At 67.2% G+C, this 19,067-nt stretch carries 18 protein-coding genes; 16 read left to right on the top strand and 2 right to left on the bottom strand.

Annotation, left to right across the window (positions count from 1 at the left end; genetic code table 11):
- Nucleotides 1-291 precede the first annotated feature (291 nt).
- From AC3DE2_RS03300 to AC3DE2_RS03290, 3 genes are all read left to right on the top strand, one after another.
- Nucleotides 292-597 (top strand): DUF3861 domain-containing protein, encoded by a 306-nt coding sequence (locus AC3DE2_RS03300; protein WP_488425049.1) that lies wholly within the window; start codon nt 292-294, stop codon nt 595-597.
- A gap of 89 nt (nt 598-686) precedes the next feature.
- The gene (locus tag AC3DE2_RS03295; protein ID WP_295382632.1) at nt 687-1,262 is read left to right on the top strand and encodes a DUF1439 domain-containing protein; all 576 of its coding nucleotides are present in this window, start codon (nt 687-689) and stop codon (nt 1,260-1,262) included.
- Complete coding sequence (locus AC3DE2_RS03290) at nt 1,252-1,857, top strand: DUF1439 domain-containing protein (RefSeq protein ID WP_488425047.1); 606 nt, start codon at nt 1,252-1,254, stop codon at nt 1,855-1,857. The genes AC3DE2_RS03295 and AC3DE2_RS03290 overlap by 11 nt, the downstream gene beginning before the upstream one ends.
- Nucleotides 1,858-1,918: 61 nt before the next feature.
- Here AC3DE2_RS03290 and AC3DE2_RS03285 read toward each other — a convergent pair whose 3' ends face one another.
- Together AC3DE2_RS03285 and AC3DE2_RS03280 are read right to left on the bottom strand one after the other, a co-directional pair.
- Complete coding sequence (locus AC3DE2_RS03285) at nt 1,919-4,144, bottom strand: DUF5916 domain-containing protein (RefSeq protein WP_488425046.1); 2,226 nt, start codon at nt 4,142-4,144, stop codon at nt 1,919-1,921.
- A 139-nt stretch (nt 4,145-4,283) separates the two neighbouring features.
- Nucleotides 4,284-4,751 (bottom strand): SET domain-containing protein, encoded by a 468-nt coding sequence (locus AC3DE2_RS03280; RefSeq protein WP_488425045.1) that lies wholly within the window; start codon nt 4,749-4,751, stop codon nt 4,284-4,286.
- A gap of 235 nt (nt 4,752-4,986) precedes the next feature.
- Here AC3DE2_RS03280 and AC3DE2_RS03275 point away from each other — a divergent pair, with 235 nt between their 5' ends.
- From AC3DE2_RS03275 to AC3DE2_RS03215, 13 genes are all read left to right on the top strand, one after another.
- Entirely contained in the window at nt 4,987-5,562 is a 576-nt protein-coding gene (locus AC3DE2_RS03275) for a c-type cytochrome (protein WP_295382628.1), read from the top strand.
- 73 nt (nt 5,563-5,635) lie between these two features.
- On the top strand, nt 5,636-6,094 hold the full coding sequence (locus AC3DE2_RS03270; protein ID WP_295382627.1) for an SUF system Fe-S cluster assembly regulator: 459 nt from the start codon (nt 5,636-5,638) through the stop codon (nt 6,092-6,094).
- 15 nt (nt 6,095-6,109) lie between these two features.
- Nucleotides 6,110-7,549, top strand: coding sequence for a Fe-S cluster assembly protein SufB (gene sufB, locus AC3DE2_RS03265; RefSeq protein WP_488425044.1), 1,440 nt, complete (start codon nt 6,110-6,112; stop codon nt 7,547-7,549).
- Nucleotides 7,546-7,833 carry a hypothetical protein gene (locus tag AC3DE2_RS03260; protein ID WP_488425043.1) on the top strand — a complete coding sequence of 96 codons (288 nt, stop codon included), beginning with the start codon at nt 7,546-7,548 and terminating at the stop codon, nt 7,831-7,833. Before sufB ends, AC3DE2_RS03260 begins: the two co-directional genes overlap by 4 nt.
- Before the next feature lie 62 nt (nt 7,834-7,895).
- A complete protein-coding gene (gene sufC / locus AC3DE2_RS03255; protein WP_488425042.1) occupies nt 7,896-8,663 on the top strand; it encodes a Fe-S cluster assembly ATPase SufC in 768 nt (255 codons plus the stop codon).
- Nucleotides 8,660-9,922 carry a Fe-S cluster assembly protein SufD gene (gene sufD, locus AC3DE2_RS03250; RefSeq protein WP_488425041.1) on the top strand — a complete coding sequence of 421 codons (1,263 nt, stop codon included), beginning with the start codon at nt 8,660-8,662 and terminating at the stop codon, nt 9,920-9,922. The genes sufC and sufD overlap by 4 nt, the downstream gene beginning before the upstream one ends.
- Nucleotides 9,919-11,172: a cysteine desulfurase gene (locus AC3DE2_RS03245; protein ID WP_488425040.1), complete on the top strand. Its 1,254-nt coding sequence runs from the start codon at nt 9,919-9,921 to the stop codon at nt 11,170-11,172. Before sufD ends, AC3DE2_RS03245 begins: the two co-directional genes overlap by 4 nt.
- Before the next feature lie 122 nt (nt 11,173-11,294).
- Nucleotides 11,295-11,819 carry a GNAT family N-acetyltransferase gene (locus tag AC3DE2_RS03240; protein WP_295379812.1) on the top strand — a complete coding sequence of 175 codons (525 nt, stop codon included), beginning with the start codon at nt 11,295-11,297 and terminating at the stop codon, nt 11,817-11,819.
- A complete protein-coding gene (locus AC3DE2_RS03235) occupies nt 11,816-12,148 on the top strand; it encodes a non-heme iron oxygenase ferredoxin subunit (RefSeq protein WP_295379813.1) in 333 nt (110 codons plus the stop codon). Before AC3DE2_RS03240 ends, AC3DE2_RS03235 begins: the two co-directional genes overlap by 4 nt.
- 692 nt (nt 12,149-12,840) lie before the next feature.
- Nucleotides 12,841-15,159 carry a catecholate siderophore receptor Fiu gene (locus AC3DE2_RS03230; RefSeq protein WP_488425038.1) on the top strand — a complete coding sequence of 773 codons (2,319 nt, stop codon included), beginning with the start codon at nt 12,841-12,843 and terminating at the stop codon, nt 15,157-15,159.
- A gap of 53 nt (nt 15,160-15,212) precedes the next feature.
- Nucleotides 15,213-15,902, top strand: coding sequence for a Fe2+-dependent dioxygenase (locus tag AC3DE2_RS03225; protein WP_295376859.1), 690 nt, complete (start codon nt 15,213-15,215; stop codon nt 15,900-15,902).
- A gap of 154 nt (nt 15,903-16,056) precedes the next feature.
- Nucleotides 16,057-16,473 carry a hypothetical protein gene (locus AC3DE2_RS03220; RefSeq protein WP_295376857.1) on the top strand — a complete coding sequence of 139 codons (417 nt, stop codon included), beginning with the start codon at nt 16,057-16,059 and terminating at the stop codon, nt 16,471-16,473.
- Between the two features lie 125 nt (nt 16,474-16,598).
- Entirely contained in the window at nt 16,599-19,046 is a 2,448-nt protein-coding gene (locus tag AC3DE2_RS03215; RefSeq protein WP_488425037.1) for a TonB-dependent receptor domain-containing protein, read from the top strand.
- The last annotated feature ends 21 nt before the right edge of the window (nt 19,047-19,067 follow it).

Below are 19,067 nucleotides of genomic sequence, written 5' to 3'. Positions count from 1 at the left end.
GGGGGGGGGGGGGGGCGGGGGGGGGGGGGGGGGGGGGGGGGGGCGGGGGGGGGGGGGGGGGGGCCCCCCCCCCCCCCCCCCCCCCCCCCCCCCCCCACGCCGCCCCATCTGCATTTCGGCATCTATGGCCGCGAAGGTGCGCGGGATCCCTGGCCCGTCCTGCAGGCCGGCGCCGCGTCGGGGCGGCGCTGAATCCGCATCCCGCGGAACACTCCATCGCGGTGACGGGCCTCGTGCGGGCACGGACGCGGGCCTATCTTGCCCCTGTCCCCGAAGCTTTCCCCCACCGTCATGGCCAACCGTTCCCAGCGCTACCGCATCACCGTCACACCCGTGGAGGCGGACGGCCTGCCCTGCACCAGCCGGTGCACCATCGAGTTCGAGCATCACTGCCACGACGACTGGATGCGCGTGCTCGAGAACGTCCAGCGCCTGCGCGGCTTCAGCGGTGACGAACGCGCCGCGCTGGTGATCGGCACCCAATTGCTCAGCGGCCTGATGGCCAACCACCGCAAGGACCAGGACGATCTGTTCGCGCCGTTGCGCCCGCATGTCGACACCTTCCTCCAGGACCTGCGACAGCGCGCGCCGGGCTGACCCGGAATCACCGCCGCCGGTTAGCCGGCGGACAGAATCCACGCGCTATCGTGCGGATGGTCAGCCCCTTCCCGGAAAACAAGCCCTGCATGTCCCCACGCTTCCGCCCGCTGGCCTCGATCGCGCTGTCGGCCCTGCTGTTGCTGCTGGCCGGCTGCGGCACCATGAACGCGGTCAGCGGTTTCTTCGGCAACGAGATCAGCTTCACCGAACCGCAGCTGCAACGGCGCCTGGATCGCAGCTTTCCGCGTGAATTCGACAAGCTCGGCGGACTGGTTTCGGCCACCCTCAGCCATCCGCGCCTCACCCTGGCCGAGGGCGACGATCGACTGCGCCTGGACTTCGACATCGGGGTCAGCGCGATCGGCGCCGGCAATGTCGCCAACGGACGCTTCGCCATTGCCAGCCGGCTGCGCTATGACCCCGCCACCCAGGGCCTGCACCTGGACAACCCCGAAGTGCTGAGCGTGGACCTGCCCGGATCCGGCAGCGTGATGCGCGGCGGCACCCGCGAACTCATCAATACCGTGCTGGCCGAATACGCGCGCCGGGAACCCCTCTACCGCATCGACAGCGACGTGCTGGACCGCCTGCCGCGTGGCAAGCGCATCGGTGCGACCCTCGTCGAACAAGGAAAAATCGTGGTGAAACTGGATGGACACTGATACCCGCACCCTGCGCCGCCTGCGGCGTTCCCGCCGCCTGCTGGCCGCCGCCCTCGCCGCCAGCACGGCGACCCTGCCCTTCTCCACCTGGATGGCGCGCGCGCAGCTACCCGCGGCCATCGCCGCGGACAGCCTGACCCTGACGCCCGCGCAGTTGCAGAGTGCCGCGGAGCCGGCATTTCCGCGCAAGGAAGCCTGGCTGGGCGGATTGGCGCGCCTGACCCTCAGCCGACCGGTGATCGCGATTCCCGCCGGTGGCAACCGCATCCAGATGGATCTCGATTACGACGCCTCGCTGGCCGGCAGCGGCAGCAGTCAGGGACGTTTCCGGGTCGCCAGCGGACTGCGCTATGACCCGGCGACCCGTGGCCTGCACCTGGAGCGTCCGGAACTACTGGAACTGCAGGACGGCGGACAGGGCAAGCCGATGGACGCGCAGACCCGCGAGATGGTCAACACCCTGCTGGAGCAGTACGCGCAGGACGAGCCGATCTATCGCCTGGATGCCGAAGCGTTGGCCCAAATCCCGGGCACCCTGTCCGCCAATGCGATCCGCATCGAGGGCGGTCAGGTTCACCTGCGCCTGGGCCAGTGACCCCGGAGCGGCGGATGCATCCGCCGCTTCACCATTCCCTTCCAGGCGCCGCGCCGCGTGGCTACAGTTCGAAGCGGTAGCTCAGCTTGACCAGCAGCTGTTCGTCGTCGCGCAGGCCGAAGGCATCGCCCAGCAGCGCGCCGGCGCTGTCGCCGAAGCGGTTGTTGTCGCGCCCGCCGCGGCCATAGACCACGTACAGATAGGACAGCGGGGCCAGTTCGTAGCGATAGCGGATCTGGAAGCCCAGGTTGCTCAGGCTGAAGTCGTTGATCTCGTCGTCGCTGCGCAGCGCGTCGCCGCCCGCCATCACCCGGTAGGCCTGGCGCGCGCGCGCGTCCAGGGCAATCGACTGCAGCTTGACCCGCAGTTCCTGGCGATCGCTGATGGTCCAGTTGAGACCGGCATTCACATGCCACTCGCGGCCCTCGAAACTGCCGATCAGGTTGTCGCGCTGCCAGAGCAGCCAATCCGGGGTGCGGTCGGCATAGAAGCCGCCGTACAGGCTGAAGGCATCATTGATGAAATAGGTCGCCTGGTACTCGAAGGCGTAGCCGATTTCGTCGTTGCCGGCCAGGCCGCCGCTCATCAGATCCGCGTAGACGTCGTGCGCCCAGTGGCCCTTGCGTGGCCGCTCGTACTCATAGTGGGCATTGAAACGGGCCGGCACGTTCACCGAGCCATGGCCGCGGGTCAGCAGATCCTCGACGCCCGAGGTGTTGATGTTGATCTGGGCATACTCGCTGGCGCCGTTGCGCAACTGCCCCTGCCGGCTCATCCGGAACTGGTTGTTGAGCCGTTCGCCGTGGTTGTTGTAGATCGAACTGACCCGCCAGCGCCATTCCTTCGACGAATAGCGCGAGCTTTCCGGCTGATCGGCGAAGCGGCGTTTCACCTCCCAGTGCAGATAGTTCATGCTGTTGCGCGACAGGTAGCCGGCGTCGTTGATCTGCAGATCGTTGCCGAAATGCATGGCGATCCACTGCTGGCGCCAGCCATGATCCATTTCGTAGTCGGCCCACACCGTGGCGCCCAGGTCGCGGGTGGTGTCGCCGCGCTCGTCGATCTGGCTGCCGAACACGCGGGTGCGCACGTTCCAGCGCGGAGTCGGGCGCCAGTTGTGATCGATGCCAAACACGGTCGCCTCGCGATCGAAGTACGGGCGATCGACGCGGGTCATCATCATGCCCACGTTCTGATCCTTGAAATCGCGCACCAGGCGCAGGGCGTAGAACGAACGCCCGACCTCGTCGGCCTCGTCGGCGGCGAACACGCCGTACTTGGTCTGCCCGAACGAGCCATTGAGCTTGACCGCGGCGGTGATGTCGCCTGCCCCGCGGCCATCGTCGGCCGGGCCGCCGACCCGGCGGGTGTACAGCAACTGGCTGAAATCCGACGGCGTGGTGTATTCGAACAGGCCCTGGTTCTCGGTGAAGAACGGCCGCTTGTCGCTGATGAAGGTCTCGGTGGCACTGAAGTTGACCACCAGGTCATCGCTTTCCACCTGGCCGAAATCCGGATTGAGCGTGGCTGTCATCTGGAACTGCCCGTTGGGTTTCCAGAACAGATCCACGCCACCGTCGAAATCGCTGTCCCCGCGCACGTTGTCGTACAGGCCCGACATGTAGGGCGTGACCGCCAGCAGCGACTGGCTGTATTGCGGCACTTCGATCGGCGTGAACTCGGAGAGGAAACGCGGGCGCTCGAAGCTAGCCACCGGCCAGGCCACCCGCTCGCCGGTGGAACCAACCACGCGATCCAAGTAGATTTTCATCCGCCGCACATCTCCCTCGCCCTTGCGCATCGGCGCGATGTACCAGGGGATCAGCATTTCCGCGGACCAGCCTTCGGCATCCTCGCTGACCGCGTGCTTCCAGTTGCCGTCCCAGTCGTCGTTGAACTCGGATTCGTTGGTGATCACCGCGTCGGCGACGCCGTCGGTCGAGGAAATCGTGAAGTTGTAGCCGGTACGGCCATCACCGTCGAAATCGATCATCAGGTTGACCCGGTCCACCTGATCCTCGAAATCCCGTTGCACGCGCTGCCGCGTACGGCTCGCCGCCGGCTGGACGTTGCGGAAGGCGATCGCCAGACCGTCCGGGGTCGCCAGTACCCACGCCTCGGTGGGATGGGTGGCCGGGGTCCCGGTCAGCGGCTGCACCTTGCGGAAGTCGGCGATATGGCGGGCGCCCTGCCATTCGGCCGGGTCGATGCGGCCATCCACGTCGATGGCCAGGGCCGGCGCGGAGAGCGCCATCAGGATGGAGAGACTCAGGATTGCCGCACGCATGTCGAAGGTTCCGCTGGGACCGATGCCCGTTGGTGGCCACCCTAGCGGCAACGCGCGCCCTCACCGACTGGCGTAGGTCATGCAAACCATTTGGCCGCCGCCTGCATCCTGATGACAGGCGGCGGCGGTGTAGCGGCGATTACGACTTCGGCTGCAGCATCGTGCCGGTGCACTTCTTGCTGCCGCAACGGCAGGCCCAGACCTTCTTCAGGCGGGCGGTATGCGGCTCGGCCAGGACGATGCCGTAGTTGTAGGTCAGCTCCTCGCCCGCCTTGATGTCGCGGATGGCTTCGATGAAGACCTTGTCCTTCTTGCGGTTCTTGCCGTCGTGTTCCTCGATGACCGCCTCGCAGTTCGGATCGCAGCTGTGGTTGATCCAGCGCGCCTTGTTGCCCTTGTAATTGGCGTCGATGACGTACTCGTCATTGAGGGTGAACAGGAAGGTGTGCCCCGATTCCACGTCGCCGCTGTCGTCCTCGTCCACGTCGTCGTGGCTGCGCCGCTTCCCCTTGTACTCGACGACACGCTCGCCCTTCTTGATGGTCGCGATGGCGAAAACGCCATTGCCATGGATGTCGGACTTGCGGGCTTCAATCTTGCGGGGCATGCGGGTTCCGGTGAACGGGCGGGAAGGCGGATTCTCGCTCAGACCGCCCGGGATCCCAAGCCTCCGGCGTTCCGGCCGCCGCCGCCTGGCACATCCATGGCCGCGCCAGGCTCCCGGCGACACCGCGACCGGCGTATGAATCCCGGTGGTGCCGGCGTGTCCGGTCGCGTGGAAACCGCGCGTTAAACCGCCTGCTTCCCGCAAACCACCCCGAAACCACCACCGAGCCGCCGCCATGTCCAACCGCGCTTCCGCATTGCCCCTGCTGTCCTGCCTGCTGTCTTCGCTGCTGATCCTGGGAGGCTGCCAGGCCCGCGCCGGCAAGCCGGACGCCACCGCCGTTCCCGCGCCCCCCTCCGCCAGGATGGAGACCGCCAGCGATGTCGTCGCGCGCGGCGAGTACCTGGTCCGGGTTGGCGGCTGCAACGATTGCCATACCGCCGGTTACGCCGAGCGCCAGGGCGAAGTGCCGACCGCGCAGTGGCTCGCCGGCTCGCCGCTGGGCTATCACGGTCCCTGGGGCACCACCTACGCGAGCAACCTGCGCCTGCGCATGCAGGAGATGAGCGAGGCCCAATGGCTGGCCTACAGCGGCAACCTGCGCACCCGGCCGATCATGCCGGACTTCACCCTGCGGGCCATGAGCGAGGCCGACCGCGCGGCCATCTACCAGTTCGTGCGTTCGCTGGGTCCGGCCGGAGAAGCCGCCCCGGCCTACCTGCCGCCCGGCCAGACCCCGCCCGCCCCCTACTTCTCGCTGGTCCTGCCGGAAGCCCCGGCCCAAGGCGCCGGGACCGCGTCCCGAAACTGAACAGGTTCACGCTTGGCGTGGCGTGGGGGTAAAGCGTACAATTTCGGTACGCTTTCAATCCCCCCGTCCCGCCATGCTCCGCGTCACCAAGCTCACCGACTACGCCACCGTGGTACTGACCGTGCTCGCCGCGCGGCCGGGTGAGATCCTCAGCGCCACCGATCTGGCCGACCATTCCGGCCTGGAATCCCCCACCGTCAGCAAGGTGCTCAAGCCGCTGGCCCAGGCCGGCCTGGTCGAGGGCCTGCGTGGCGTGCACGGCGGCTATCGGCTGAGCCGGGCCGCCGCCGACATCAGCCTGATCGAGATCGTCGAGGCCATGGAAGGGCCGCTGGCGATGACTGAATGCAGCCAGGCCGACGGCCATTGCGGCATCGCCCACCAGTGCGGCGCCCGCGCCAACTGGCGCCTGATCAACGACGTGGTCGCCGACGCCCTGCGCGGCGTGACCCTCGCGCAGATGCTCCATCCCCCCGTTTCCCCCGACGATGCCCCGCGGCGCTCCATCGCCGTGCGCGTCGCCAGCAGTTGAGTACACAGGCAGCCCATGGCCACCGAGAACGCAGAAATCCTGGAACAGCTGGGACGTCGCTATGACGCCGGCTTCATCACCGACATCGAATCCGATTCGCTGCCGCCCGGCCTCGGCGAGGACGTGGTGCGCGCGCTGTCGGCCAAGAAGGACGAGCCGGAGTGGATGACCGAATGGCGGCTGGCCGCCTATCGCCACTGGCTGACCATGCCGGTGCCGCATTGGGCCAAGCTGAAGATCGCCCCGATCGATTTCCAGGCCATCAGCTACTACAGCGCGCCCAAGGCCAAGTACAAGTCGCTGGACGAGGTGCCGCAGGAACTGATCGACACCTACGACAAGCTGGGCGTACCGCTGCACGAGCGCGCCAAGCTGGCCGGCGTGGCGGTCGACGCGGTGTTCGACTCGGTCTCGGTGGGCACCACTTTCCGCCAGGAACTCGCCGAGAAGGGCATCATCTTCTGCTCGATGAGCGAGGCCATCCGCGAGCATCCCGAACTGGTCCGCCAGTACCTGGGCAGCGTGGTGCCGACCGGTGACAACTACTTCGCCGCGCTGAACTCGGCGGTGTTCTCCGATGGCAGCTTCGTGTTCATCCCCAAGGGCGTGCGCTGCCCAATGGAACTGAGCACCTACTTCCGCATCAACGCCGGCCATACCGGCCAGTTCGAGCGCACCCTGATCATCGCCGAGGACAAGAGCTACGTGTCCTACCTGGAAGGCTGCACCGCGCCGATGCGCGACGAGAACCAGTTGCACGCGGCGGTGGTCGAGCTGGTGGCGCTGGAAGACGCCGAGATCAAGTACAGCACGGTGCAGAACTGGTATCCCGGCGACGAGGAAGGCCGCGGCGGCATCTACAACTTCGTGACCAAGCGCGGCGAGTGCCGCGGCGCGCGCAGCAAGATTTCCTGGACCCAGGTGGAAACCGGCTCGGCCATCACCTGGAAGTATCCGTCCTGCGTGCTGCTGGGCGACGACTCGGTCGGCGAGTTCCACTCGGTGGCGCTGACCCATCATCGCCAGCAGGCCGACACCGGCACCAAGATGATCCATATCGGCCGCAACACCAAGTCGAAGATCATCAGCAAGGGCATCAGCGCCGGCCGCGGCCAGAACACCTACCGCGGCCTGGTCAAGGTGGATCGCAACGCCGCCAACGCGCGCAACTACACCCAGTGCGACAGCCTGCTGATCGGCAAGCAGTGCGGCGCGCACACCTTCCCCTACATCGAGGTGAAGAACCCCACCGCGACGCTGGAGCACGAGGCCACCACCTCCAAGATTTCCGACGACCAGATGTTCTACTGCCGCGCCCGTGGCATCAGCGAGGAAGACGCCGTCAGCATGATCGTCGACGGCTTCTGCAAGCAGGTGTTCCGCGAGCTGCCGATGGAGTTCGCGGTGGAAGCCAAGAAGCTGCTGGAAGTATCGCTGGAAGGTTCGGTGGGATGAAGCGTCCGATGCCATGGCGGGCGCTGCTGTTGGCATGCGCGAGCCTCGCGTTGACCGCGTTCTTCGGGCTGGCGTGGCATGAACGGTATTGGCGCTGGCGCGACTGCTTCAATGCCGAGGGCCGTTGCTACGACAGCGAAGCCGGCGTGATGGTGGTCCAGGCAGGCTACCTCTGGGCAGGCCTGGGCATCGTCGCCTTGTCGGTTTTCCTGGTGTCCTGCGCCTGGTTCTGGCGCATCCGGACCCGCCCGAGCGCCTCTCCCTCCCGCAGACCCGGTTCCTGATCGTGGCGACGCCCCATCCACTGGCGCCGCCCACTCCCTCATCCGACAAGACGACTACCGCAATGCTCAAGATCGAAAACCTCCACGCCAGCGTCGCCGGCAAGGAAATCCTCAAGGGACTGTCGCTGGAAGTGAAGCCCGGCCAGGTCCACGCCATCATGGGCCCCAACGGCGCCGGCAAGTCCACCCTGGGCAACATCCTGGCCGGTCGCGAGGGTTATGAGGTCACCGCCGGCTCGGTCGAATTCGAACACAAGCCGCTGCTTGAGCTGGAGCCGGAAGAACGCGCGGCCGCCGGCGTGTTCCTGGCCTTCCAGTACCCGGTCGAAATCCCCGGCGTGAACAACACCTACTTCCTGCGCGCCGCGCTCAACGCCCAACGCAAGGCGCGCGGCGAGAGCGAGCTGGATTCCATGCAGTTCCTCAAGCTGGTGCGCGAGAAGCTGGCGGTGCTGCACCTGCGCGACGAGCTGCTGCACCGGGGCGTCAACGAGGGTTTCAGCGGCGGCGAGAAGAAGCGCAACGAGATCTTCCAGCTCGCCGTGCTGGAGCCGAAGCTGGCCATCCTGGACGAGACCGACAGCGGCCTGGACATCGACGCGCTAAAGAACGTCGCCGACGGCGTCAATGCGCTGCGCTCGCCGGATCGCGCGTTCCTGGTCATCACCCATTACCAGCGCCTGCTGGACTACATCAAACCGGACGTGGTGCACGTGCTGGCCGACGGCCGCATCGTCGAGACCGGCGGGCCGGAACTGGCGCTGGAGCTGGAGCAGCACGGCTATGCCTGGATCAAGGATCGGGTGGCTCCCGAAAAGGTCGCCGGATGAGCGCCCTGCTGGACTCCCTCGCCACCGGCTTCAGGGGTGACGCCGCGCGCCGCGCGGTGCTGGACGACGCCCTGCGCGATGGCCTGCCCGGTCCACGCGCGGAAGCATGGAAGTACACGTCGCTGCGCCAGTTGGAGCGACGCAGCTTCGCCCCGGTCGACGCGCCGCCGGCGCTGGATCCGATGCTGCTGGCCGGCATTCCGGGTCCGCGCGCGGTGTTCGTCAATGGTCGCTATTCGGTCGCGCTGTCGCTGACCACCGACCTGCCGGAAGGCGTCAGCCTGCAGTTGCTGTCGGAGGCGCTGGCCGAGGGCGGTGAATCCGCGCGTTTCCTGCAACGGCGTTTCGAGCGCGGCGACGAGGTGTTCGCGCGCCTCAACGCCGCGCTGGCCAACGAGGGCGTGCTGCTGCGGGTCGACGAAGGCGCCCGGATCGAAGCGCCGCTGCACCTGGTCTTCATCGGAGCCCCGGATGAAACCGATCGCGCCTGGCATCTGCGCAACCTGATCGAACTGCGCGCCGGCGCATCGCTGAAGGTGTTCGAGCACCATTTCGGCACCGGCCCGCACGCGCACCTGGCCAATACCCTGGTCCACGTGCATGTCGGCCGCGGCGCGCGGCTCGCGCACGCGCGCGTCCAGGAGGACAGCGATCGCGCCACCCAGCTGCTGCGGACCGACGCGGTGCTGGCCAGCGAGGCCGAATACCGCCGCGTCGATCTGGAACTGGGCGGTGCGTTGTCCCGGCACGAACTGAACGTCCGGCTGGAAGGCAACAACGCACGCCTGGTCGCCAACGGCGTGTTGCTGGCCGACGGCCGCCGCCACCTCGATACCCGCCTGGGCATCGACCACATCGCCCGCGATACCGCCTGCGAGCTGACCTGGCGCGGCCTGGGCGCCGGTCGCGGCCGCACGGTGTTCCATGGCGGCATCCTGATCCGCGAGGGCGCCGACGGTACCGATGCGGCGCTGTCGAACAAGAACCTGCTGCTGTCGGAAAACGCCGAGATCGACACCCAGCCGGTGCTGGAAATCCATGCCGACGAGGTCAAGGCCGCGCACGGCGCGACCGTTGGCCGGCTGGACGCCAACGCCCTGTTCTACCTGCGCTCGCGCGGCCTTCCGGAAACCGAGGCGCAGCAGCTGCTGACCGCCGCCTTCTGCCGCGAACCGCTGGCGATCATCGCCAACCCGGCGGTGCGCGAGTTGCTGTCGCAGCGCATCGACCAGGCCCTGGCCGGGCTGGGCGCGGCATGAGCGCCGGCCCCGCCAGCCACCGGGATCCGGCCACCGCCCCCGACTGGGCGGCCGTGCGCGCCGACTTTCCGCTGCTGGAGCGCCAGGTCCACGGCAAGCCGCTGATCTATTTCGACAGCGCCAACACCGGCCAGAAGCCGGCGTCGGTGATAGCTGCCACAGATACGTTCTACCGCCTCCACAACGCCAATGTCAGCCGCGCCGTGCACACGCTCGGCACCGAGGCCACCGACGCCTACGAGGGCGCGCGCCGCAAGCTGGCCCGCTTCCTCAACGTGCGTGCGGACGAACTGATCCTGTGCAGCGGCACCACCTTCGCGATCAACCTGGTCGCCTACTCGTGGGCGCTGCCGCAGCTGGGCCCGGGCGACGTGATCCTGGTCTCGCGGATGGAACACCACGCCAACATCGTGCCGTGGCAACTGGTCGCCCAGCGCACCGGCGCGCGCGTGCGGGTGGCGGAAATCCTGCCGGACGGTTCGCTGGACCTGCCGGGCCTGTACGCGGCGATGACGCCGGAAGTGAAGCTGCTGGCGGTCACCCACGTCTCCAACGTACTGGGCACGGTCAACCCGGTCCGCGACATCTGCCGCGAGGCGCGCAGGCGCGGCATCGTCACGGTCGTGGACGGTTCCCAGGCGGCGCCGCACCGGCCGATCGACGTGGCCGCGATCGGCTGCGATTTCTATGCGCTGACCGGCCACAAGATGTGCGGGCCGACCGGCACCGGCGCCCTGTGGGCCAGGCGCGAACACCTGCAGGCGATGCCGCCCTTCATCGGCGGCGGCGAGATGATCAAGGAAGTCAGCTTCGACGGCACCGTGTTCAATGATCCCCCGCACAAGTTCGAGGCCGGCACGCCCAACATCGCCGGCTTCGTCGGTCTGGGCGCGGCGGTGGATTACCTCGAATCGGTCGGCATGGCCAACATCGAGGCACGCGAGGCCGAACTGCTGGCCCACGCCACCGAGGAACTGCGCGGGATAGAAGGCCTGCGCATCTTCGGCACCGCGCCAGACAAGGCCGCGGTCATTTCGTTCCTGGTCGAGGGCGCGCACGCCCACGACCTGGCCACCCTGCTGGATCTGGAAGGCGTGGCGATCCGCTCCGGCCAGCACTGCGCGCACCCGCTGCTGCAGTTCTTCGGTGTGGCCGCCACCTGCCGTGCGTCGCTGGCGTTCTACAACACCCACGCCGAAATCGAGGCCTTCGTCGCCGCGCTGAAGAAAGCCCGCAGCCTGCTGGCCTGAATCGCCTGCATCCCCGTAGGACCGACGTCGGTCGCGACCGTGGACCAGCGGTTGTCCCGGCAATGCGGTCGCGACTGATGTCGCTCCTACAGCAGGGGCGCGGTTTTCCGTAAGATCGGCGCATGAACCCGTTGACCTTCCGTACCGCCACCGCCGCGGACATCCCCGCCCTCGTCAGCCTGGTCACCTCGGCCTACCGCGGCGAGGTCAGCAAGCAGGGCTGGACCACCGAAGCCGATCTGCTGGATGGCCAGCGCATCGATCCCGAAGGCCTGCTGCACGACATCGAGCGGGCCCGGAGCCGCATCCTCATCGCCGAGCGGGATGGCCAGATGCTGGCCTGTGCGCACGTGGCGGTGGAGAACGACGCCGGCTACTTCGGCATGTTCTCGGTCCGGCCGGATCTCCAGGGCGGCGGCGTGGGCAAGGCGATGATCGCCGAAGCCGAACGCGTGGCGCGCGAGGACTGGCGGCAGCCGGCGATGCGGATGTCGGTCATCGATGTCCGCGATGAACTCATCGCCTTCTACGAGCGCCGGGGCTATGCACGCACCGGCATCAAGAAGCCGTTTCCGTATGGCGACGAGCGCTTCGGCATTCCCAAGCGCGACGATCTGCGTTTCGAGGTACTGGAGAAGCCGCTGTGAGCGAGAACTGGACTTTTGTCTGCGCGCTCGGCGAGATGCTGCCCGGCGAGATGCGCACCGTCTTCGATGAAGTCACCGGCACGCCCATCCTGGTGATGAACTACGACGGCGACTTCTACGCGCTGGAGGATCGTTGCAGCCACGAGGATTTCGAACTGTCCTCCGGCAACTACGACGGCGAGGACGCCACCATCGAGTGCATCCTGCATGGCGCCAAGTTCGATATCCGCGACGGCCGCGCACTGTGCGCGCCGGCCTATTCGCCGGTGCCCAAATTCCCGGTCAAGCAGGAACATGGCGGGCTGTGGACCCGCGACGACCGCGGTTGAGCCTCCCGCCAAGCGGCATCCCAGGCGACATCCCCCTGAAGGGCGGATTCCATGGAATCCGCCCTTTTTGTCGTGCTTGTTCCCGCCCGGCGCTTGGCCCTTTGCGAAAGAGAACAATTATCATTAAGATTATAAATTCGTTATCCGGCTGAACCGCCCGGCTCCCTTGCGCCCTCCTCCCGTCCCTCGTGCCCGCTGCGCCCGACGTCGTGCCCCTTGCTGGCCGGCGCTGCTGCTGTCGTGGGCGCTGGCGTGGCTGGTACTGCTTCCATTCGCGCAGGCCGCCAGCGCCGCCACCGGGGAAATCCTCCAGGACTCCGCCCAAGAGGCCTTGGCTGGCCTGATGGCCCCTGTCGACGACAACGGTGACGGGGGCGAGGATGCCCGACCCGGCTGGCAGGCACCCGCGCCGGCCGAGCTCATGGCCATCGAGCCGCTTCCGGATCGCGAGTCCGATCCCACCGCCGGGCCAATGCCTGCCCGGCGGCACGCCATGCCATTCCGCCGGCACCTGGCCGTCATTGACGGCGAGATCCGCTTCCGGCCCGACGGTTGCCTGCCTCCGCACGGCCACGCGCCTCCGCGCGCCTGAGCCAGCCCGGCCGTTCCTTCCGGAAACGGCCCAGCCCGCGCATGCCCTTCTCCCCGACGCCTGTCGCCACGGGGATCCCTTCCCAAACTGCAGAACACCCATGAACCCGATCAAGTCGCGCAAGCACGCTACTCCCGCGCTCCGTTCGCCGAACGGCCTGACCACCGCCACCCTGCTCACCAGCCTGGCGCTGGCGGTGCCCGCCGCCGCCCAGGTGGCTTCGGACAACACCTCAAAGCCGGACCCGACCACGCTGCCGGAAGTGCACGTCGAGGGCACGTCGGTGGGCCAGTACAAGGCCGACAAGCTGGCCTCGCCCAAGTTCACCCAGTCCCTGCAGGACACCCCGCAGACGATCCAGATCATCACCAGCGACCTGTTCAACCAGCAGGGCGCGACCACCCTGACCGAGGCGCTGCGCAACAGCCCCGGCGTCGGCACCTTCTTCGTCGGCGAGAACGGCAACACCACCACCGGCGACACCCTTTTCATGCGCGGCTTCGACAGTTCCAGCAGCATCTTCGTCGACGGCGTTCGCGATCTGGGTTCGGTCTCGCGCGACGTCTTCAACGTCGAACAGATCGAAGTGGAGAAGGGCCCGGCCGGCACCGACAACGGTCGCAGCGCGCCGACCGGCGCCATCAATCTGGTGAGCAAGCAGGCGTTCGCGCGCAACGCGACCAGCGCGTCGGTTTCCGTGGGCACCGACCACCAGCGCCGTGTCACCGCCGACTGGAACCAGACCCTGGGCGCCACCGGCGCGGTACGCGTGAACGTGATGGCGCAGGACAACGACGTCATCGGCCGCGACGAGGTCAACAACAAGCGCTGGGGCATCGCGCCGTCGTTCGCGTTCGGCCTGGGCACCGATACGCGTTATTTCCTGAACCTGATGTACGTCAAGCAGGACAACGTTCCCGATGGCGGCGTGCCGACGATCGGCCTGCCCGGCTATTCCTCGCCCGATCCCGGCCGTCCGCGGATCGGCCTGGCGCCGCGCGTGGACCGCGAGAATTTCTACGGCACCCGTTTCGATCATGACGACGTGACCGCGCAGATGGCCACGTTCCGCTTCGAGCACGATTTCTCCGACAAGCTGAAGCTGACCAACGTGGCGCGCTGGGGCAAGAACGAGCAGGACTATCTGCTGACCGCGTTCATGGTCACCGCCACCGGCGCCACGCCGACCCTGACCATCCCGGACATCAACAATCCGTACGGCTGGCGGGTCAATCGGAATCTGCCGACCTTCAAGGACCAGGAGTACACCATCCTGACCGACCAGTTGAACCTGCGCGCGGATTTCAACACCGGCCGCGTCGAGCACAACCTCAGCACCGGCGTCGAAATCGCCCGGGAAGAACTGAAGGGCTGGCGCTACGGCACCCGTGGCGCATGGACGCCAGCTGATCTGTACAACCCGGATCCGAACGGCGCCACCGGCCTGGCCTGGTTCCGCAACGGCGCCCATACCGACACCAAGACGACCACCAGCTCGTTCTACGTTTTCGACACGGCCCACCTGACCGACGCCCTGCTGTTGACCGGCGGCATCCGCTTCGATCGCTACGACACCGACTACCTGGGCCACCTGCCCTGCACGGCCAACAACTCGCAGCCCTGCAACGGCGCGCCGGTCGGCACGCTGACCACGCTGCGCCTGAACAGCAAGGACACGCTGTTCAACTGGAAGCTCGGCGCGGTCTACAAGGCCGGCGACGTAGCCAGCGTCTACGCCAACTACGCGGTCTCGCAGCAGCCCCCGGGCGGCGCCACCCTGGAGCTGAGCCCCGCGGCCAACAGCGCCAACAATCCGCTCTATGACCCGCAGAAGGCCAAGACCTTCGAGGTCGGCAGCAAGTGGAACCTGCTGGACGATGCGCTGCTGCTGACCATGGCCCTGTACCAGACCGACGTGTCCAACGAAGTGATCACCGAAAACGGCGTGACCTTCCAGGGCGGCGACAAGCGCGTGAAGGGCATAGAACTGTCGGCGGTCGGCAAGATCACCGACGACTGGTCGGTGTCGGCCGGCTACACCACGATGGATGCCACCGTGAAGAACGGCCCGGCCGTGGCCAACGACAGGACCCGCGATCTGGGCTACACCCCGGACAGCGCCTTCACTGCCTGGACCACCTACGCACTGCCGTTCGGCCTGACCGTCGGCGGCGGCGTGCGTTACTCGGGCGAGATGAAGCGCGGCACCGACGGCGCCGTCGGCACCCCGAACTTCGTCAAGTCGTACACGGTGTGGGACGCGGTGGTCAGCTACGCCTTCAACAACAACCTGGACCTGCGCTTGAATGCCTACAACCTGTTCGACAAGGACTACGTGGCGGCGATCAACAAGAGCGGCTACCGTTACACCCCGGGCGCGCCGCGCTCGGTGTTGCTGACCTTGAACCTGCGGTTCTGACGCGGCAACGACGGGGAGGCGCAAGCCTCCCCGTTTTCTCCAAGGAGCAAGACATGCTGCTGCATATTCCCCAGGTGCTCGCTCCGCAGGAAGTGGCGGCGATGCGGCAGGCGCTGGATCAGGCCGACTGGACCGACGGTCGCGAAACCGTCGGCGTCCAGGGCGCCCAGGTCAAGCGCAACGAGCAGTTGCCGGACGCCTCGCCGCTGCGCGACCAACTCGGCCAGCGGATCCTGGCCGCGCTGGATCGCAACCCCCTGTACTTCGCGGCGGCGCTGCCGCTGCGGGTCGTGCCGCCACGTTTCAACCGCTATCAGGGTGGCGGCGAGTACGGCTTCCACATCGACGGTTCGGTGATGCTCACCCGTACCCCGGACGGGCGCAGCCAATCGATCCGCTCCGACGTGTCATGCACCTTGTTCCTGTGCGAACCGGACGAATATGACGGTGGCGAACTGATCGTCAGCGACACCTACGGCGAGCACGAAGTGAAGTTGCCCGCCGGCGACATGGTGCTGTATCCGTCCAGCAGCCTGCACAAAGTCCAGCCGGTGACCCGCGGCGCACGCCTGGCCTCGTTCTTCTGGGTGCAGAGCATGATCCGCGACGATGCCTGCCGGCGCCTGCTGTTCGAAATGGACACATCGCTGGAAACCCTGCGCGGCACCGGCGCCGACAAGGCCGCCCTGGTCCGGTTGACCGGCGTGTACCACAACCTGCTCCGGCGCTGGGCCGAGACCTGACTTCGCGGATGTTCTTGTCAATCATTTGCGTTTGATAATAATTCTCATTACAATCCCTGCGTTTGCCGCTCCCCGCACGCGGCCGTCCCAAGGGTAAGTTCTGTTCCAGGCGAGCCGCCACGCCGTCCATCCCGCCCGCCGGGCGCGCCGCCAGGTGCGTCCAGGCGCGGCCTGGTGGTCGGTGCTGGCAACCCTCTGCCTGCTGCTCTCCACTGTCCACCTGGGCGCCATCACCGGTCAGAAACCACACGGTTTCGGTCATTGGCCGGAGACGTCCGACGTGTTCCAGCAGGTCCCGGGCGAAGACGGCCCCGAAGCCGGCCATCACGACGATCTGCCCGCCAAGAAGCGGCGGACGGGCGCGCCGCTCGTATCCCGGCAGGCCGAGCCGGCACCGGCTCCCCTCGCGGCGGCGTTCATCCACGCCCTGCCCGCCTCGCCCCCCGTTCTCCATACGGGCGAAGCCTTGCCGCATGACCCTGATCTCGTGCCGGCGACACCGGCACCCGCGCGCCAGCGCCATCGCGGCCAGGCGCCTCCCGCGGCCGCTTCGCTGACCCGCAACGCCTGAACGGCTGACGATCCGCCCGCGCATCGCGCGCCATGGCGCGCGCGGTTCCCGCCATCCGCTCCTCTTTTCCGATTTGCCCTGCGCCGCGATCCGCTGCGCGGGATCCACACGCCTACCTGACGACCATGACCCGTACCCAGACGACTCCGTCCTTCTCCTCCTCCCAGCGGTCCCTCCATCGCAATCCGCTCGCCATCGGCCTGCTGCTCTCGCTTTCCCTGCCGGCGATGGCCCAGGACCTGCCGGATGGCTCCAACCGCCCCGGCACCCTCGACACCGTGGTCGTCACCGCCGCCGGTTTCGAGCAGAAGATCGTCGATGCGCCGGCCAGCATCAGCGTGGTCACCCGTGAGGACCTCAGCCATCGTCCCTACACCAGCCTGATCGACGCGCTGCGCGACGTCGAAGGCATCGACGTGGGCATGGAGACCACCGACAAGAACGGTCGCGCCACCATCAGCATGCGCGGCATGCCGTCCGAGTACACCCTGGTGCTGATCGACGGTCGCCGCCAGAGCAACGTCGGCCAGTTGTATCCCAACAACTTCGGCGGCGGCCAGTTCGACTACCTGCCGCCGCTGGACGCGATCGAACGCATCGAGGTGGTGCGCGGTCCGATGTCCACGCTGTATGGCTCCGACGCGATGGGTGGCGTGATCAACATCATCACCCGTCGCAACCAGTCCGAATGGCACGGCTCGCTCACCCAGGGCTTCACCGTCCAGCAGGAAGACCAGTTCGGCGACGCGCGCACCACCGATCTCTACCTGAGCGGGCCGCTGATCAAGGATCGGTTGGGCCTGGCCGTGCGTGGCAGTTGGTACGACACCGACGAATCGAATCCGGAATGGAAGGCGCTGCCGCTGCCGGACGGCTCGATGTGGGAGCGCACGCTGGGCTTCGGCGGTGGCGGCAAGGCGGTTGCCAGCACCCGCTGGAACGCGGGCGCGCGGCTCGACTTCAGCCTCGACGATCACAATGATTTCTGGCTGGACTACGACATCTCCCGGCAGAAGTACGACAACCGCAGGGGCCAGACCGGCACCCTCGACAGCCTGGAAAGCCTGTGGCGCAGCGGCAATGCCACCGTCCCCAATCCCGATGGCGCCGGCACCGTCACCCGCCGCGTGGTGCAACCGCGCGTGGGCTACACCGGATGGCAGCGCTACGAGCGCGATCAATGGTCGCTCAGCCACCAGGGACGCTACGACTTCGGCACCTGGCAGACCAGCCTGACCCGCGCCACCAGCAACAACCTCGGCCGCTCGCTGCCGCTGACCCTGGAGGAACGCGCGGATCTGCAGACCCTGTGGAATGATGTCTGCGCGCGTCGCGGGCAGGCCGTCCGCTGCAACATGGCCAGCGGCAACCTGAGCGTGCTCAACGACGCCGAACGCGCGCGCCTGGCTGCGTTCCTGCCGCGCCCCCTGCGCACGATGGAACTGGAAGGCTACGTGCTGGACACGATGCTGGACATGACCTTCGGCGCGCACAAGCTGACCGTGGGCGGCCAGTACAACGACACCGACATGACCGACGGCGTGTTCGGCATGGACGGCGGCGGCTACAAGAACGGCGTCAAGCAGAAGCACCGGATGTGGTCGGTGTTCGCCGAGGACAACTGGTCGTTCACCGACACCCTGACCGCCACCGTCGGCGTGCGCTACGACGATCACAACGTGTTCGGCAGCCATGTCAGTCCGCGCGCCTACCTGGTCTGGAACGCCAGCGATGCCTGGACGATCAAGGGCGGCGTCAGCACCGGCTACAAGACGCCGCGCCCGGATCAACTGTTCCCCGGCGTGGTCGGCTTTGGTGGCCAGGGCGTGTTGCCGCTGGTCGGATCGCCGAACCTCAAGCCGGAAACCAGCACCAACTACGAGCTGGCCGCGTACTACGAAGGTGATCGTTTCGGTTTCAACGTCACCGGCTTCTTCAACCGCTTCGAGGACAAGATCGCCAGCGGCGGCACCTTCCCGAACTGCGAGGTCGCACCGGCCGGCAGCGGTTACTGCGTGGACGTGGGGCCGGGCTGGGCCGAACTGGGCTACGCCAGCTTCAGCCAGAGCGTGAACATCGACGAGGCCGAGACCCGTGGCGTGGAAGTGGCCGCGCACGTGGACCTGCGGGACAACCTGGAACTGCGCGGCAACTACACCTACACCAAGTCCGAACAGACCAGCGGCGCGGCGGAGGGCACGCCCATCGCCGGCAATCCGGCCAGGCACATGGCCAACGCCAGCCTCAACTGGCGCCTCAACGACGCCCTGAGCCTGTCGCTGATCGGCGAGGGCCGTTACGACCGCTACCGCGACACCGTGCTCACCACGGTCAACGGCGCGACCACCTCGAACGTTCGCTACTACGAGGACTACACCGTGTTCCACCTGGGCGGCAGTTGGAAGGCCACCGAATGGCTGACCGTCAACGCCCGGGTGAACAACCTGTTCGACAAGGATTTCGTATCGCAATCCTGCCTGTTGATCAGTGACAGCGAGTACAGCTGCGTGGACGACTACGCGGTCAAGGAACAGCGCCGCAGCTTCTGGGTGTCGCTGAACCTGCGCTTCTGACCAGGGCATCACCGGCCCGTC

The organism is Pseudoxanthomonas sp. 68-E7 (genome assembly GCF_057773145.1).
This window is presented reverse-complemented; position numbering and strand designations above follow the sequence as displayed.